The organism is Roseateles sp. GW835-FHT13E02 (genome assembly GCF_058794035.1).
Genome location: NZ_JBXAGJ010000011.1, coordinates 124,713 through 139,843, shown reverse-complemented (window position 1 = coordinate 139,843; position 15,131 = coordinate 124,713). Strand labels below are relative to the sequence as shown.

General features: G+C 64.3%; 17 protein-coding genes and 1 other RNA gene. 5 read left to right on the top strand and 13 right to left on the bottom strand.

Annotated features, from left to right (window positions below):
• Window positions 1-27: 27 nt before the first annotated feature.
• Complete coding sequence (locus AC1Q6P_RS12775) at window positions 28-1,008, bottom strand: inositol monophosphatase family protein (RefSeq protein ID WP_271009360.1); 981 nt, start codon at window positions 1,006-1,008, stop codon at window positions 28-30.
• Window positions 1,009-1,218: 210 nt separating this feature from the next.
• Between AC1Q6P_RS12775 and AC1Q6P_RS12770 the strand changes: the two genes are divergently transcribed.
• Entirely contained in the window at window positions 1,219-1,938 is a 720-nt protein-coding gene (locus tag AC1Q6P_RS12770) for an RNA methyltransferase (protein ID WP_492664157.1), read from the top strand.
• A 101-nt stretch (window positions 1,939-2,039) separates the two neighbouring features.
• Window positions 2,040-2,816, top strand: a complete 777-nt coding sequence (gene cysE / locus AC1Q6P_RS12765; protein WP_102770291.1) for a serine O-acetyltransferase — start codon at window positions 2,040-2,042, stop codon at window positions 2,814-2,816.
• 44 nt (window positions 2,817-2,860) lie between these two features.
• Here cysE and mog read toward each other — a convergent pair whose 3' ends face one another.
• Window positions 2,861-3,481 carry a molybdopterin adenylyltransferase gene (mog, locus tag AC1Q6P_RS12760; RefSeq protein ID WP_492664156.1) on the bottom strand — a complete coding sequence of 207 codons (621 nt, stop codon included), beginning with the start codon at window positions 3,479-3,481 and terminating at the stop codon, window positions 2,861-2,863.
• Complete coding sequence (gene yjgA / locus AC1Q6P_RS12755; RefSeq protein ID WP_492664155.1) at window positions 3,478-4,059, bottom strand: ribosome biogenesis factor YjgA; 582 nt, start codon at window positions 4,057-4,059, stop codon at window positions 3,478-3,480. The genes mog and yjgA overlap by 4 nt, the downstream gene beginning before the upstream one ends.
• 224 nt (window positions 4,060-4,283) lie before the next feature.
• Between yjgA and pmbA the strand changes: the two genes are divergently transcribed.
• Together pmbA and AC1Q6P_RS12745 are read left to right on the top strand one after the other, a co-directional pair.
• A complete protein-coding gene (gene pmbA, locus AC1Q6P_RS12750) occupies window positions 4,284-5,660 on the top strand; it encodes a metalloprotease PmbA (protein ID WP_492664154.1) in 1,377 nt (458 codons plus the stop codon).
• Between the two features lie 118 nt (window positions 5,661-5,778).
• The gene (locus AC1Q6P_RS12745; RefSeq protein WP_102770295.1) at window positions 5,779-6,861 is read left to right on the top strand and encodes a TRAP transporter substrate-binding protein; all 1,083 of its coding nucleotides are present in this window, start codon (window positions 5,779-5,781) and stop codon (window positions 6,859-6,861) included.
• 77 nt (window positions 6,862-6,938) lie between these two features.
• Here AC1Q6P_RS12745 and AC1Q6P_RS12740 read toward each other — a convergent pair whose 3' ends face one another.
• The 6 genes from AC1Q6P_RS12740 to AC1Q6P_RS12715 all read right to left on the bottom strand — a co-directional run bounded on the left by AC1Q6P_RS12740 (window position 6,939) and on the right by AC1Q6P_RS12715 (window position 12,224).
• Entirely contained in the window at window positions 6,939-8,756 is a 1,818-nt protein-coding gene (locus AC1Q6P_RS12740; protein WP_492664153.1) for a TRAP transporter large permease, read from the bottom strand.
• Between the two features lie 13 nt (window positions 8,757-8,769).
• On the bottom strand, window positions 8,770-9,396 hold the full coding sequence (locus tag AC1Q6P_RS12735) for a TRAP transporter small permease subunit (RefSeq protein ID WP_102770453.1): 627 nt from the start codon (window positions 9,394-9,396) through the stop codon (window positions 8,770-8,772).
• Window positions 9,397-9,628: 232 nt separating this feature from the next.
• Entirely contained in the window at window positions 9,629-9,970 is a 342-nt protein-coding gene (locus AC1Q6P_RS12730) for a protein tyrosine phosphatase family protein (protein ID WP_171826234.1), read from the bottom strand.
• Window positions 9,971-9,990: 20 nt separating this feature from the next.
• Window positions 9,991-10,437 (bottom strand): GatB/YqeY domain-containing protein, encoded by a 447-nt coding sequence (locus AC1Q6P_RS12725; protein ID WP_171826235.1) that lies wholly within the window; start codon window positions 10,435-10,437, stop codon window positions 9,991-9,993.
• A gap of 178 nt (window positions 10,438-10,615) precedes the next feature.
• Window positions 10,616-10,828, bottom strand: coding sequence for a 30S ribosomal protein S21 (gene rpsU / locus AC1Q6P_RS12720; protein ID WP_007833691.1), 213 nt, complete (start codon window positions 10,826-10,828; stop codon window positions 10,616-10,618).
• Window positions 10,829-10,988: 160 nt separating this feature from the next.
• The gene (locus tag AC1Q6P_RS12715) at window positions 10,989-12,224 is read right to left on the bottom strand and encodes a BaiN/RdsA family NAD(P)/FAD-dependent oxidoreductase (RefSeq protein WP_492664152.1); all 1,236 of its coding nucleotides are present in this window, start codon (window positions 12,222-12,224) and stop codon (window positions 10,989-10,991) included.
• A 469-nt stretch (window positions 12,225-12,693) separates the two neighbouring features.
• Between AC1Q6P_RS12715 and AC1Q6P_RS12710 the strand changes: the two genes are divergently transcribed.
• Window positions 12,694-13,722 (top strand): GGDEF domain-containing protein, encoded by a 1,029-nt coding sequence (locus tag AC1Q6P_RS12710; protein WP_102770300.1) that lies wholly within the window; start codon window positions 12,694-12,696, stop codon window positions 13,720-13,722.
• 28 nt (window positions 13,723-13,750) lie between these two features.
• Here AC1Q6P_RS12710 and AC1Q6P_RS12705 read toward each other — a convergent pair whose 3' ends face one another.
• From AC1Q6P_RS12705 to AC1Q6P_RS12690, 4 genes are all read right to left on the bottom strand, one after another.
• Window positions 13,751-14,218: an EVE domain-containing protein gene (locus tag AC1Q6P_RS12705; RefSeq protein WP_492664189.1), complete on the bottom strand. Its 468-nt coding sequence runs from the start codon at window positions 14,216-14,218 to the stop codon at window positions 13,751-13,753.
• Between the two features lie 148 nt (window positions 14,219-14,366).
• Window positions 14,367-14,547: non-coding RNA, 6S RNA (gene ssrS, locus AC1Q6P_RS12700), on the bottom strand.
• Window positions 14,548-14,585: 38 nt separating this feature from the next.
• Entirely contained in the window at window positions 14,586-14,909 is a 324-nt protein-coding gene (locus AC1Q6P_RS12695; RefSeq protein WP_171826237.1) for a cell division protein ZapA, read from the bottom strand.
• Window positions 14,906-15,121, bottom strand: a complete 216-nt coding sequence (locus AC1Q6P_RS12690) for a cell division protein ZapB (RefSeq protein ID WP_102770302.1) — start codon at window positions 15,119-15,121, stop codon at window positions 14,906-14,908. The genes AC1Q6P_RS12695 and AC1Q6P_RS12690 overlap by 4 nt, the downstream gene beginning before the upstream one ends.
• Between the last annotated feature and the right edge of the window lie 10 nt (window positions 15,122-15,131).

The window sequence follows — 15,131 nt, the reverse complement described above, 5'->3', positions numbered from 1 at the left end:
GGGTGCTGAGACAGCTCAGCGCGCAGTTTAAGCGCCTTCGCCACCCAGTTCATCCTTGCGGATGCGCACCGCGGCGCGCTTCTTCGGTGCGGCGGCGGCATCCGCGGCCACAACGCCCGCAGCGTCTGCGGTCTTCTTCTTGCCAGCGGCCTTGGCGTCTGCCGGCTTGGCATCGCCTTCGGCCTCTTCCGCCGTGATCACGCGGGTGTAGGGCGCCAGGATCTGCACCAGCTGGCCGTAGATCTTGGGGCTGCCGGCCACCACTTCGCGCTGGTGCAGGAAGTCGGCTTCGCCGGTGAAGTTGCCGATCAGGCCACCGGCTTCCGTGATGATCAGTGAGCCCGCGGCCACATCCCAGGGCTGCAGGCCGGTCTCGAAGAAGGCGTCGTAGTAGCCGGCGGCGACATAGCAGAGGTCCAGGGCGGCCGCACCCGGGCGGCGCAGGCCGGCGCACTCGACCATCACGGCTTCGAACATCTTCATGTAGCGCTTGAAGTTGTCGCCGCGGCGGAAAGGGAAGCCGGTGCCGATCAGGGCGTCGCTCAAGCGCGTGCGCTTGGAGACGCGCAGGCGGCGGTCGTTCAGGAAGGCGCCACGGCCCTTGGTGGCATAAAACAGGTCGTTGCGGGTCGGGTCGTAAACGACGGCCTGCTGCACCACGCCGCGGTGCGCCAGCGCGATCGACACGCAGTACATGGGCAGGCCGTGGATGAAGTTGGTGGTGCCGTCCAGGGGATCGATGATCCAGACGAATTCGGAATGCTTGGCGCCGTACTCGCGACCCGACTCTTCGGCGAGGATGCCGTGGTCAGGGTAGGCCTGGAGCAGGGTTTCGATGATGACTTTTTCTGCCGCTTGGTCCACCTCGGTCACGAAGTCATTGGGCGACTTGGTGTTGATCTTCAGGATATCGAGGTCCATCGAGGCGCGGTTGATGATGGCGCCAGCTGCGCGTGCCGCCTTGATGGCGACATTGAGCATGGGATGGAGTGAAGCTTGCTGCGACATGCGTGAAACCTTGCCTGAAGAAGGAGGGTTGAGGTGGACTGGCGAAGAAAAAGAGCGTCTCTAGTGCCGCGGCCGGTCTGAAACTGTTCGGGTTCAGGGCGGCGAGCCTAGGATAATCCCGCATTTTAACCGAGGCGCGGGTTTTGCCTAGCGATTCCTTGGCCGATCTTTCCCGATTCTGCCCGGCTGACCCCGGTGCCCCGCGTTGATATGACACGTTTTGTCTTGATTCAGACCAGCCACCCCGGCAATGTGGGCGCCACCGCCCGGGCCATGAAGGTGATGGGATTTTCCGAGCTGGTGCTGGTGCGGCCGCGCTTTGCCGATGTGCTGAGCCAGGAAGAGACGGTGGCCATGGCCAGCGGCGCCGCCGACATCCTCACCCGGGCGCGCATCGTCGACAGCCTGGAAGAAGCGCTCGACGGCGTCACCTTTGCCTGCGCCACGGCCATGACGCCGCGCGACTTCGGCCCGCCGGTGCGCGAGCCGCGCGCCTTGTTCGCCGAGCTGGCGGCCTCCGAGCACAAGCTGGGCCTGGTGTTCGGCTCCGAGCGCTACGGCATGAGCAATGAAGACGTGTACCGCTGCCACGCGGTGCTGTCGATTCCCACCCACCCGGACTACGGCTCCTTGAACCTGGCCCAGGCCGTGCAGCTGCTGGCCTACGACTGGCGCCAGGCGCTGGGTGGCTTCAGCGTGGCCGCGCGCACGCCCGACCCGAATCTGGCCGACGCGCGCGCGGTGCAGGGCTTGCTCACGCATCTGCAGGCCTCGCTGGAGCAGATCGGCTTTCTGGACCCGGCCGCGCCCCGCAAGCTGATGCCGCGCCTGAACCAGCTCTTCAACCGCGCGCAGCTGAGCACCGAGGAAGTTCACATCCTGCGCGGCATTGCGCGGGCCATGGTGGAGCCGCATGCACGTGACACCTGAGGCGCGACGCTTGAAGCGCCGCTCCGGGTGCATCAGCCGCTCTTGAACGGGCTTTTGCTGCCACCGCTAAACTGGCCGACCCCTGTTTCCTTTGACGCCCCATGTTCCAGCGCCTCCGCGAAGACATCGCCTGCATCCTTGAGCGCGACCCGGCTGCCCGGTCGACCTGGGAGGTGCTGACCTGTTATCCGGGCCTGCATGCGCTGTGGATGCATCGCCGCGCGCACTGGTGCTGGCGCCACGGCCTGCGCTGGACCGGGCGGTTCATCTCGCATCTGAGCCGCTTCCTGACCGGTATCGAGATCCACCCGGGCGCCACCATCGCCCGCCGTGTGTTCATCGACCACGGCATGGGCGTGGTGATCGGCGAGATGGCCGAAATTGGCGAAGGCTGCACGATTTACCAGGGCGTGACCCTGGGTGGCACCTCGCTGGTCAAAGGCGCCAAGCGCCACCCGACGCTGGAGGCCGGCGTCATCGTCGGTGCTCATGCCTGCGTGCTGGGCGGCTTCACGGTGGGGGCGGGCGCGCGCATCGGTTCGGGCGCGGTGGTCACGCGCCCGGTGCCGGCCAATGCCACGGCGGTGGGCAACCCGGCCCGCATCATCGAAGCCAAGGCCGATGCCCGCCGCGAAGAACAGGCGGCCAAGATGGGCTTCTCGGCCTACGGGGTCAGCCAGGGTGATGACCCGGTGGCGCAAGCCATGCGGGGCCTGATCGACAGCGCCGCCGGCCATGAGCATCAGATCGCCTTGCTGTGGCAGGCGGTGTGCAAGCTGTCGGCGGCAGCGCCGGCCCAGCTGGGCGATTGCGTGCCGGCGGGCGCGCGGCAATGTGAGGACTTTGACGCCGCGTCGCTGAACCAGCTGGTCAAGTGAAGACCCTGAAATTCAGGGCTTGGGGCTGACGCCGCTCTGCCGGCTCAAGCTCTCTGGCGGATCGCCGTCTTGGGCCGGAAGGCCTTGCACTTTGCCTCGCGCGTCTCCAGATACGGCGCGCCTATCAGGTCCAGGCAGTAGGGCACGGCCGCAAAAATGCCGGGCACCAAGCTCTGGCCCTCGGCGTCGCGCAGGCCCTCCAGCGTCTCGGCGATGGCTTTGGGCTGCCCCGGCAGATTGATGATCAAGGCCTGGCCGCGGATCACCGCCACCTGGCGCGAGAGGATGGCCGTGGGCACGAAGCGCAGGGAGATCTGGCGCATCTGCTCACCAAAGCCGGGCATCTCCTTGTCGGCCACGTCCAGCGTGGCTTCGGGCGTGACATCACGCCGCGCCGGGCCGGTGCCGCCGGTGGTCAGCACCAGGTGGCAGCCCGCCTCATCGACCAGCTCGCGCAGAGTTTGCGCAATCAAGGGCCGCTCGTCGGGGATCAGGCGCGGTACGAACTCGATCGGGTTGTGCAGGGCCTCGCTCAGCCAGCTCTGCAGGGCCGGCAGGCCCTTGTCTTGGTAGACGCCGCTGGATGCACGGTCACTGATGGAAACAATGCCGATGCGCACCGGCTCGGGTGTGGCCGGCAGGGGCGCCAGCGCGGTCTCGCTCATGCCTGCTCGTCCTCGTCCGCGTCGTCTGCCGATTCGCCTTCGGCCGCCGGGTTGACGCGCAGGCGCTCGGTCTTGATGAACTGGAACAGCTCCCGGAAGGCGCGGCCGCTGCGCTTCTCCGGCTCGTTGGCGGCGTCCTTGCGGGCGGCGCGCACGAGACTGCGCAGCTGCTGCACATCGATGCCGGCATGCTCGGCGATGAAGCTCTGCAGCGCGTTGTCGTCGGCCAGCAGGCGCTCACGCCAGGCTTCGCTCTCGTGCAGGGCGAGGCTGTCCTTGGCATGGCCCAGCTTGTAGGCGGCCACGGCCTGGCGGATGGGCTCGGGGTCGACACGGCGCATCAGCTTGCCGATGTACTGCATCTGGCGGCGACGGCCTTCGTGCGAAGTGATCTTCTTGGCCATGCGCAGGGCATCGTGCAGGATCTCGGGCAGGTTCAGCGGCTCGAGGCGGCTGGCCGGCAGGGTCAGCAGGTCTTCACCCAGGCTCTGCAGGACGTGGCTTTCGCGCTTGAGCTGGCTTTTGCTGGGGCGGTCGAAATCGTCGTCTTCGTCGTGCAGATCTTCTTGTGTTCTCATGATGCGGCGTCGGGATAGGGGAGAAGGCAATGGGCGCATGGGCCCGGCCCCGGCAGCAGGGCGCTGCGACTCGTATGATTGTCCCCCAGTTCTGAATCTCCGCGCGTGCGCCTGTGTGCGGCGCGCGCGGTGTCTGGGTCGGTGCGCTTGGCGCTCGGGCCCTTTTTTCTCACGTTTGCGCGCCCTCCATGACCTCTACATCCAAGCCTGTCTCCTCGTCTGCCATGTCTGCATCGTCCACGAATGGCAGTGGATTTGCCTACAAGGTGGAGCAGTTCCAGCAGTTGATCGAGGATGTGCTGGCCGAAGCCAAGCGCCTGGGCGCCAGCGACGCCGGCGCCGAGGTGTCCGAGGGCTGCGGCCTGTCGGTGTCCACCCGCCTGGGCCAGTTGGAGAACGTCGAGCGCAACCGCGACAAGTCGCTGGGCATCTCGGTCTATCTGGGCCAGCGCCGCGGCAATGCCAGCACCTCGGATTTCTCGCCCAAGGCCCTGCAAGACACGGTGCGCGCGGCGTTTGACATCGCCCGCTTCACGGCCGAGGACCCGGTGGCCGGTCTGCCCGACGAGCAAGACCTGTCCCTGGATGCGGCAAGCCGCCCGGACTTGGACCTGTTCCACCCCTGGGCCATCGACGCGCAGGCCGCAGCAGCCATCGCCCTGCGCTGTGAAGAGGCGGCTTTTGCCACCGACAAGCGCATCGCCAACAGCGAGGGCGCGGCCGTGTCGGCGCAGCAGTCGCATTTCTACATGGGCAACAGCCGCGGCTTCCGCGGTGGCTATGCCAGCTCGCGTCATTCGATCTCGGTGGCGCCGATTGCGGGCCGTGGCGCGCAAATGCAGCGCGACGCCTGGTACAGCTCGATGCGCGATGCGCAGGAGCTGGCGGCGCCCGAGGCCATTGGCCGTTATGCCGCCGAGCGGGCGCTGTCGCGCCTGAAGGCGCGCAAGGTCGGCACGGCCGAGGTGCCGGTCTTGTTCGAGAACACGGCCGCCGCCGGCTTGCTGGGTGCCCTGGTGCAGGCGGTCAGCGGGGGGGCGCTGTACCGCCGTGCCAGCTTCCTGCTCGACAGTCTGGGCCAGAGCGTGCTGGCCTCGCACATCGACATCCATGAAGACCCGCACGAGCGCAAAGGCAAGGCCAGCTCGCCTTTCGATGACGAAGGCGTCACCACCCGCGCGCGCAGCGTGGTCGAGGCCGGTGTGCTGCAGGGTTACTTCTTGTCCACCTATTCCGCGCGCAAGCTGGGCATGCGCACCACCGGCCATGCCGGCGGCTCGCACAATCTGAGCATGAGCAGCCGCCTGACCGCCCCTGGCGATGATTTGCGCACCATGCTGCGCCGCCTCGGCACCGGCCTTTTTGTGACTGAGTTGATGGGGCAGGGCGTCAACTCGGTGACCGGTGACTATTCACGTGGTGCCAGCGGCTACTGGGTGGAGAACGGCGAGATCGCCTTCCCGGTTCATGAAGTGACCATTGCCGGTAATCTGAAGACCATGTTCCAGGACATTGTCGGGCTCGGCACCGATCGTTACACCCTGGGCGGCAAGACGGTTGGCTCCATGCTGATCTCGCGCATGAAACTGGCCGGCAGCTGAGCATCGCCTGACGCCCCGCTGACGCCTCGCGCAGGGGTTTCTCCGGTGAAGGAGGCGAGGAGCTCGCCTCCTAGAATCAGCTCGCTACTTGAAGCACCATTTCACCAGGAGACAAGAGATGACGCGTCGTACCTTCATTCGTGGCGCCGGGCTTGCGGGCGTTTTGGCCGCAGGTTCCGCTCCGGCCATTGTTCACGCCCAGACCACCTTGCGCTGGCGCTTGGCCTCCAGCTTTCCCAAGTCCTTGGACACCATTTTTGGCGCGGCCGATGTGTTCGCCAAAAAGGTCGGCGAAATGACCGGGGGCAAGTTCCAGATCTCCGTGCATGCCGGCGGCGAGCTGATGCCTCCTTTTGGAGTGGTGGATGCGGTCAAGGAGGGGACAGTCGAGATCGCGCACACGGCGCCCTATTACTTCCACGGCAAGGATGAAGTCTTCGCCTTGGGCTGCGCCATCCCTTTTGGCCTGAACAGCCGCCAGATGACCGCCTGGATGGTTGAGGGCAATGGCCTCAAGCTGATGCGCGAGTTCTACCGCGGCTACAACATCATCAACTTCCCGGGCGGCAACACCGGTGCGCAGATGGGCGGCTGGTATCGCAAGGAGGTGAAGAGCCTGGCCGATATCAAGGGCATGAAGATGCGCATTGGTGGTTTTGCCGGTCGCGTGCTGGAACGCATGGGCGGCGTGCCGCAGAACATCCCGGGTGGTGAGATCTATCAGTCTCTGGAAAAAGGCACCATCGATGCGGCCGAGTGGGTGGGGCCCTACGACGATCAGAAATTGGGCTTCAACAAAGTGGCGCCCAACTACTACTACCCGGGCTGGTGGGAAGGCGGTCCGCAGCTGGACTTCTACATCAATACCAAGTCGTTCGATGCCCTGAATCCCGAGTACAAGGCCATCGTGGAATGCGCAGCGGCGGTCGCCCATGTCGATATGCAAGCCAAGTACGACGCCAAGAACCCGGGCGCCCTGCGCGAACTGGTCAAGGGTGGCACCAAGCTGTTCCGTTTCCCCAAGGATGTGATGGATGCGGCGTTCAAGGAGTCCATGGCCATTTACGCCGAACTGGGCAGCAAGAACGCGAACTGGAAAAAGGTCTACGAGGACTATTCCAATTTCCGCCGCGAACAGAATCTCTGGTTCCGCTTTGCTGAAGCCGGGTTTGACGACTTCATGCAATCGCAGAAGCTCTAAGCCTCGAGTTGCTCAGACAAAACAAAACCCGGCCAAGGCCGGGTTTTTTTATGGGTGCGATGCGCGTGAATTGATCGTCAGGGCTTGCGGCTGGCTTCGGCTGCGGCCTCCATCGGGTCGATGGGGCCCGCCGACGCTTTGCCGGCGCCAGAGGAAGCTGCAGGGGCTGCCGAGGAGGCTGCTGAAGCCGGTTCGTCAGCGGGGCCAAAGAGCTTGTTGGCGTCCATCTCGATGGCATTGCCGGATTCGCTTTGTGGTTGGGCTTCGATCACCACATTGGCGTTGTCCGTGCTGCTGGCCGCCTGGCCCATGCCACCCGAGACCAGGTTGGGGAAGGCGATGATCAGACCCACCATGACGATCTGGATCAGCACGAAGGGCACGGCGCCCCAGTAGATCTGGCCGGTGGTGACTGGTGCAATGCGGCGCTGGGTCAGCTTGTCGATGTACTCGGTCAATGGGGCCACGCTGCGCAGATAGAACAGGGCGAAACCAAAGGGCGGGTGCATGAAGGAGGTCTGCATATTGACGCCCAACAGCACGCCGAACCAGATCAGGTCGATGCCCAGCTTCTCGGCCACTGGGCCGAGCAGGGGCACAACAATGAAGGACAGCTCGAAGAAGTCCAGGAAGAAGGCCAGCACGAAGATCAGCACGTTGACGAAGATCAGGAATCCGATCTGGCCTCCGGGCAGTGCGCTGAGCAAATGCTCCACCCATTTGGGGCCGTCCACGCCTTGGAAGCTCAGGCTGAAGATGGTGGAGCCCACCAGAATGAAGACCACAAAGCAGGACAGCTTGGTGGTGCTGGTCAGGGCTTGGCGCAAGAGGCCAGACGACATGCGGCCCCGCATGGCGGCCATCAACAGTGCACCCATGGCGCCCATGGCGCCGCCTTCGGTGGGCGTGGCGATGCCGAGGAAGATGGTGCCCAGCACCAGAAAAATCAGCGCCAGTGGTGGGATCAACACAAAGGTGACGCGCTCGGCCATGCGCGAAAGCAGGTTCAGTCGCAATGCCTTGTTGAGCACTGAAGCGATGAAAGCCACACCCACACCGACCGACATGGCCACGACGATGGTCTCATCCGTGGCCACGCTAGCCACCGCCTCGCCCTTGAAGTACTCGGTCACCTCCCGGTAGTGCTGGCCGAACAGAACGGCCAAGCCGGTCGAGACCGTGGCCAGCACGGCCAGTGAGCGCAGACCGCTTTGGCCGTTGTCCTCGCGGATGGAGCGCGCCTCCAGAGGCAGGGCTGGCACCCAGTGCGGCTTGAACACAGCCAGCCCGACGATGTAGAGGGTGTACAGCCCGGTCAGGATGAAACCCGGCAGAAATGCACCCTTGTACATATCGCCCACGCTCTTGCCCAACTGGTCGGCCAGGATGATGAGCACCAGCGAGGGCGGAATGATTTGCGCCAGCGTGCCGGATGCGGCAATCACGCCCGAAGCCACGCGCCGGTCATAGCCGTAGCGCAGCATGATGGGCAGGGAGATCAGACCCATCGAGATCACCGAAGCCGCCACCACCCCAGTGGTGGCCGCCAGCAGGGCGCCCACGAAGATCACTGCGAACGCCAGGCCGCCACGGATGGGGCCGAAGAGTTGGCCGATGGTGTCCAGCAGGTCCTCGGCCATGCCCGAGCGCTCCAGGATCAATCCCATCAAGGTAAAGAAGGGAATGGCCAGCAACGTGTCGTTCTTCATGATGCCGAAGATGCGCAAGGGCAGGGCCTGCATCAGGGAGGCGGGCAGCACGTTCAGCTCGATGCCGACAAAACCGAAGAACAGACCGCAGGCACCGAGGCTGAAGGCCACCGGAAAGCCCATGAGCAGGAACACGATGAGCCCCGCGAACATGATCGGGGCCAGGTTGTTGGCGATGAATTCCATGGTGGGCGCTTCCTCAGGCCTTCTTGTGGTCGTGGGGGGCTTGCAGCGCTTCTTGCTGCCTTTCGGCAGCCAAGCGGATGGCCTCAGCCAACTCTTCCTCCGGGCTGCGCTGCTGCACCTTGATGCCGGGGTCGGGTGCCAGGCCTTGCAGGAAGGCCAGGCGCTTGATCAGCTCACTCAGGCCCTGCAGCAGCAAGAGGCTGAATCCCAGGGGGATCAAGGCGTAGACAGGCCAGACGATCAGGCCACCTGCGTTGGATGAAATCTCTCCCGAGCGCCAGGCCTGCAGAAAGAAAGGCGTGCCCAGCCACAGCACAGTCACGCACATGGGCATCAGGAAGGCCAGCAGGCCGAAGACATCAATCCAGGTTTGCACGCGCCTGGAGAAGCGGCCGACCACCACGTCAATCCGCACATGCTCGTTGTTGAGCAGGGTGTAACCAGCGGCCAGCAAAAAGGACGCGGCGAACAGATACCACTGCAGTTCCAGGAATGCGTTCGAGCTGTAATTGAAGACCTTGCGGATGATGGCGTTGACCGCACTGATGACCGTGGATGCCAGCACCAGCCAGATGACCCAGCGGCCGATGAAACGGCTCAGGCCGTCAATCAGGCCTGAGACTTTGAGGAGGGAATTCAAGGTGGTCTCCAATGCATTTTCTGGTGCAGACGGCCCGCAAGGGCTTGCGCAGGGTTGCCGGCCTGGCCAGCCCCGCGTGGCAAGCCTGCACTGTAAGAGCTGACGCCCAGGCTTGGAGCCTTTGTGGGGCCTGTCCTAGGGCAAGTCCTAGGCTGGTTCGCTTTGCCCATGAATGCCCATGAAAAAAGGGCCTGCATCGACGCAGGCCCTTGGGCATTGAATGGGCGGAGCTTCAGAGCACCGAGGCGGCCGTATAGAGACGGGTCGAGCGTGCGCCTGAACGGCAAAAGGCCAGGATGGGCTTGGGCAGGCTGTTCAGCAGCTGATGGAACTGCACGATCTCTTCCGGTGACTGGTAGCTGCCGCTGACCGGCAGATGGCGGTACTCCAGACCGGCAGCTCGTGCGGCTGCCTCCATTTGCGCCGTGGTGGGCTGATCCGGGCCGCCTTCGAAGTCAGGGCGGTTGTTGATCACGCTGCGGAAACCGGCTTGTGCCGCCAGGGCCATGGCTTCGGGTTGCAGCTGTGGCGAGACGCAGAAATCGGGGGCGATGGTTTGCGCGGGCAGGCTCATGGCAGGGCTCCGTCCCGGAATCACTGGCTCAGGGCTTGTTTGACCGCGGTCGAGACCAGGCCCATATCGGCCTTGCCTGCCAGCTGCGCCTTCACGGCGCCCATGACCTTGCCCATATCGCCAGGACCCTTGGCGCCCAGCTCAGCGACGATGGCTTGCACGGCCGCGGCCACTTCCTCCGCCGACATGCGTTGCGGCAGGTAGGGCTCCAGCACTTGCAGCTCGGCCTGCTCCTTCTCTGCAAGGTCAGGGCGGCCGCCCGCGCTGAACTGGCTGATCGAGTCTTTGCGCTGCTTGATCAGCTTGTCGACGATGGCGATCACGCCGGCTTCGTCCAGTTCCACGCGCTCATCGACTTCTTTTTGCTTGATGGCGGCGAGCAGACCCCGAATGGTGGTCAGGCGCTCGCTGTCCTTGGCGCGCATGGCGGCCTTCATGTCGTCGGTGATGCGGTCTTTCAAGCTCATGGCAAATCCTGGGTGTCTTGGAATAGGTGGGTGCGTTGCACGCGGGACCAACGTGCTCGGCGCGCAGTGTGCCTGCGTTTATGCAGGTTCGAGATCAAAAAAAACCCGCTACAGCGTCCTGTGCGGGTTTTTTCGGCCGTGTAGCGGTTCCAAGGGAACTGCCAAGGCAATCAGGCGATCAGTACAGCTTCTTCGGCAGCTGCATGCTGCGGACGCGCTTGTAGTGACGCTTGACGGCGGCTGCCTTTTTGCGCTTACGCTCAGCCGTGGGCTTCTCGTAAAACTCGCGGGCGCGCAGGTCGGTCAGCAGGCCCAGTTTTTCGATGGTGCGCTTGAAACGGCGCAGGGCCACATCAAACGGCTCGTTCTCTTTGACGCGAATCGTGGTCATGAAAAGGTAGTTCCTTCAATATGCGCTCGGTGTTCGCCAAGTACTTCATTCAAGACATTTTGAATTCAGTGTCTGAAACGGCTTATCCGGATTCCGCTTCAGAAGCGTTGCGAATCGACGCGCAGGTTTGCCAGCAAAGACGAAGATTGTAGCCTGATTTTCAAGCGATTGCTGTATTTGCATGCAAAGAGCGCGCGCAGGCCGCCGCGCTGGCCCAGGCCCACTGGAAGTTATAGCCTCCCAGCCAGCCGGTGACGTCCACCACCTCGCCGATGAAATACAGGCCCGGCACCCGTTTGCTCTCCATGTTCTGCGAGTTCAGCTCGCGCGTGTCGACGCCGCCGCGCATCACCTCGGCCTTGCGCCAACCCTCGCTGCCGTTGGGTATCAGCGACCAGGCTTGCAGCTGTTGCGCCAGGTTCTGCAGGTCTTTGTCCTTGCATTCCGGCATGGGGCGCTGGCTGGCGAGGCCCAGGCGTTCCAGCCAGGCTTGGGCCAGGCGTTGCGGGAACAGGCTGGCCAGTTCGTTGCCCAGCTGCCGCTTGGATTCCTGCTTGGCGCTTTGCAGCAGGGCGAGCAGCTTGTGCTCGGGCGCCAGATCGATCTGCAGGACTTGGCCCTCGGTCCAGAAGCTGGAGATTTGCAGGATGGCCGGGCCGCTCAGGCCGCGGTGGGTGAAGAGCAGGTCCTCCAGAAAACGCGCCTTGCCCTTGCCCTGGCCGGTGCTGACCGCGACCGGCAGTGACAGGCCCGCGAGCGCCGAAAAGGGCGCCCAAGCCTGCTCGTCGAAGGTCAGTGGCACCAGGGCCGGGCGGGGCTCGACGATGGCATGACCGAAGCGCTTGGCCAGGCGCAGGCCCCAATCGGTGGCGCCGATCTTGGGCACGGGCAGGCCGCCTGTGGCCACCACCACCGAGTGCGCGCGCACCGGGCCGCGCGAGGTTTGCAGCTCGAATCGGGCCGCCGAGGCCTCTGTCGATTCGGCGCTCAGCGTCTGCACCTCCTGCACGCTGCATGGCTGCCAGCGCTCCACGCCGCCGGCCGCACATTCCTTGAGCAGCATCTGGATGATCTGGTCGCTGGAGTCGTCGCAGAACAGCTGGCCCTTGTGCTTTTCGTGGAAGGCGATGCCGTGTTTTTGCACCAGGGCGATGAAGTCCTGGCTGCTGTAGCGCGCCAGGGCCGAGCGGCAGAAGGCGGGGTTGTCGGAGAGGAAATTGGCCGGGCCGACGTCGCGGTTGGTGAAGTTGCAGCGGCCGCCGCCTGAAATGCGAATCTTTTCGGCCACGCGCTCGGCATGGTCGATCAGCAGCACCTTGAGGCCGCGTTGACCGGCTTGGCCGGCACAAAAAAGTCCTGCGGCGCCGGCGCCGATGATGACGAGGTCGAAATGCATGAATGCGGTTGATGTGTTCGGGGCGGGCAGATGCGCTGTGCCCGGGTTGAAAGCTGTTGCGTCAATGCCGCGCCTGCCCCTCGTTGATGCGGCGAGAACTGCAAGGCATTGCCAAGAGTGCAGCAATTGTCCCGCAGCCGCAGCATCGGTCCTTGAGATGGTTCTGAAGAGGCCGATATCGCTTGAATACGGCGCTGGGCGTGATCTAGGGACGAACCGTGAAGAAATTTGCATTTGGATCGACCAGAGCCCAGGCTGCACTTCGCTAGGATGCAAGCTGTTGCCAAGTTAGGGGGAGAACCCCGGGCCTGTGCACACTTGCTTGATTCGCGGGCGCGAAGCCATCTACAGTGCCCGAAAGCTTGCGCGGTTCCCCAAAATGGCGCGCGAGTGAGCGAAGGTCTCGCTGGCCTGCTCGTCCCGTCAGCCTGTGTGCGTCGACCCTGAATGATTGAACGACTGAGACCTCATGAACAATCCAGCCGCCCCTGACCACGCCGTGCCACCCGCTCAGGGCAGTTTGGCTCATTGGTTGGCCGGGCATGGGGCGGTGGCCAGCGACATGGGGGCGACCCTGCTCAGCTTGATCGAGCCGCTGAACTTGCTGGCTGCCATCAAATCCCTGGCCACGGGCCGCTATGTGTTCGCCAGCCCGGGCCTGGACCGCTTGTTCGAGCGCAGCGAAAGCTCGGTGGTCGGCAGCGTTGACAACGACCTGATGCGCGCCGAGGAAGTGGTGGCCATGCGCCGCGTCGAGCAGGCGGTGATGGCGCAGCGCTCGGTCACCGTCAGCGAGCATCGCCTGGAGTTGGGCGGGCGCCGGCGCGAGTTCACCGTCACCCGGGCCGCCTTGGGCACCGAATTTGTGCTGTCTGTCTGGCAAGAACGCACCGAAGAGCGGCACCGCGAAAGCCATTTGCAGCGTGCCCTGCAGCAACTGGAGCAGCAGCAAAAAGCCCTGGAGCAGATCCGCCGTGAGCTGCAACAGGGCAGCGGCCGTGACGAGGTCTCGGGCCTCTACCTCCAGGCGCAGTTCGACGATGCGCTGTTGCGTGAAATCGACCTCTCGACCCGTGAGCATCGCGAATTCGCTCTCGTCATCATTGCCCTGGACCCGGCGCCCGCCGCCATCCAGGCCCTGGGCGAAGAGGCCAATCAGCGTCTGCTCGAGGGCATGGGTCGCATGCTGCGCGCCAACACCCGCGCCATGGATGCGGCCTGCCGTGTCGGCCACAGCCGCTTTGCCGTTTTGCTGTCGGGTGTGGGCCTGGCCACGGCGCATGCGCGCATGGAGCAGCTGCGTCGCCAGTGCATGGCGCAGATCATCGTGCTGAACGGCCAGGACATGGGCTTGTCCTTGTCCATGGGCGTGTGCAGCTTCCCGCACACGGCTTCCAAGCAGGACGAGCTCTGGAACGCCAGCGAAGCAGCTGTGCACGAAGCCCAGCGCCGGGGCGGCAATCAGGTGGTCTTGGCCTCGATCCCCTTCGGCGCTTGAGCCTGCATCCGGTGACCTGGCTCGGGCTCTAGCCCAGCAGCGACAGGATCACCGACCATTCGTCCGGCGTGACCGGCGTGATTGACAAGCGGCTGCCTGGCTGCAGCAAGCGCATGCTGGCCAGGCGCGGCTCGGCGCGCAGCTCGGCCAGGCTCAGCAGCCTCGTCTTGCGCTCGAAGCGCACATCTACATGCAGCCAGCGCGGTGACTCGACCGTGGCTTTGGCGTCGAAGTAGGGGCTGGCCGGATCGAACTGCGTGGCATCGGGGTAGGCCGGGCTGGCGACGCGAGCCAGGCCGGCAATGCCGATCTGCTCTGGCTTGGGGCAGGACGAGTGATAGAACAGCACGCCATCACCTAACTGCATCTGATCGCGCATGAAGTTGCGTGCCTGGTAGTTGCGCACGCCCACCCAGGGCAGTTGCTGACCCGACGCCTGCGCCAAATCATCGATGGAGCATTCCGAAGGTTCGGACTTCATCAACCAGTAGTTCATGGGCGGACTCATGGTCAGGCGCGAGGTCAGGCGCGAGGTCAGGCGCGAGGTCAGGCGCAGGGTCAATCGGCCGCTGGCGCCAGCTTGGGCAATCCAGCGAAGCACAAACACAAACGGCCCGTGAGGGGCCGTTTGCATGCTGGAAAAAGGTGTCCACCGCGAACCGTGAGCCGCATTCCTGAACCCAGGGGGATTCAGGTGGGCGAGGTCAACCGAACTTCGGGTTCATCTGACGCGAGACGATCACACCAGCTGGGCAATGTTCCAAGCCCTTGCTCATAGAGCATCGGTTCAAGGAAATATAGAGCTCACGCGAATGCGATGGACGCTTGCATTCTACGGCGAGCCGGCCGCTTGCCGACGGAGTTCAGAGCAATTGTCCGTCGTGGCCCAGGGCTTCATCGAGGCGGCGGATCAGGCCGTCGAGATCGGGCAGGTCGGCGCCGTTGGGCGCCGTGACCGCGCTGCGCGCAGCCGGCGCACTGGCCGGCTTCTCCTCCGCCAGTTGATAGGCCAGGTTCAGGGCCGCCAGCACGGCGATGCGTTCGCGCGCCTTGACGCGGCCGGCGTCACGGATGGCGCTCATTTCCTTGTCGACCTGGCTGACGGCCTTGCTCAGCGCCGCTTCTCCACCCTCGGGGCAGCCCAGCAGATAACTCTGCCCCATGATGGTCACTTCCATTTGTTTCATGGACTATTCTTTCCGGATTCACTTTCGACGGGCAGGCGTTCCAGCAAGGCATCGATGCGCGCACGCGCGGCATTCAGGCGCGAGCGCTGGCTGTCGCGCTCCTGGCTCAGTGCTTGAACCTGCTCCTGAAGCAGCGCATTGGTGCGCTTCAACTCTTCGTGGCGCAACAGCAATCGCTCGACGCGGTCGATCAAGTCGTTGAGGCTTGGCATGGTTTCCCGT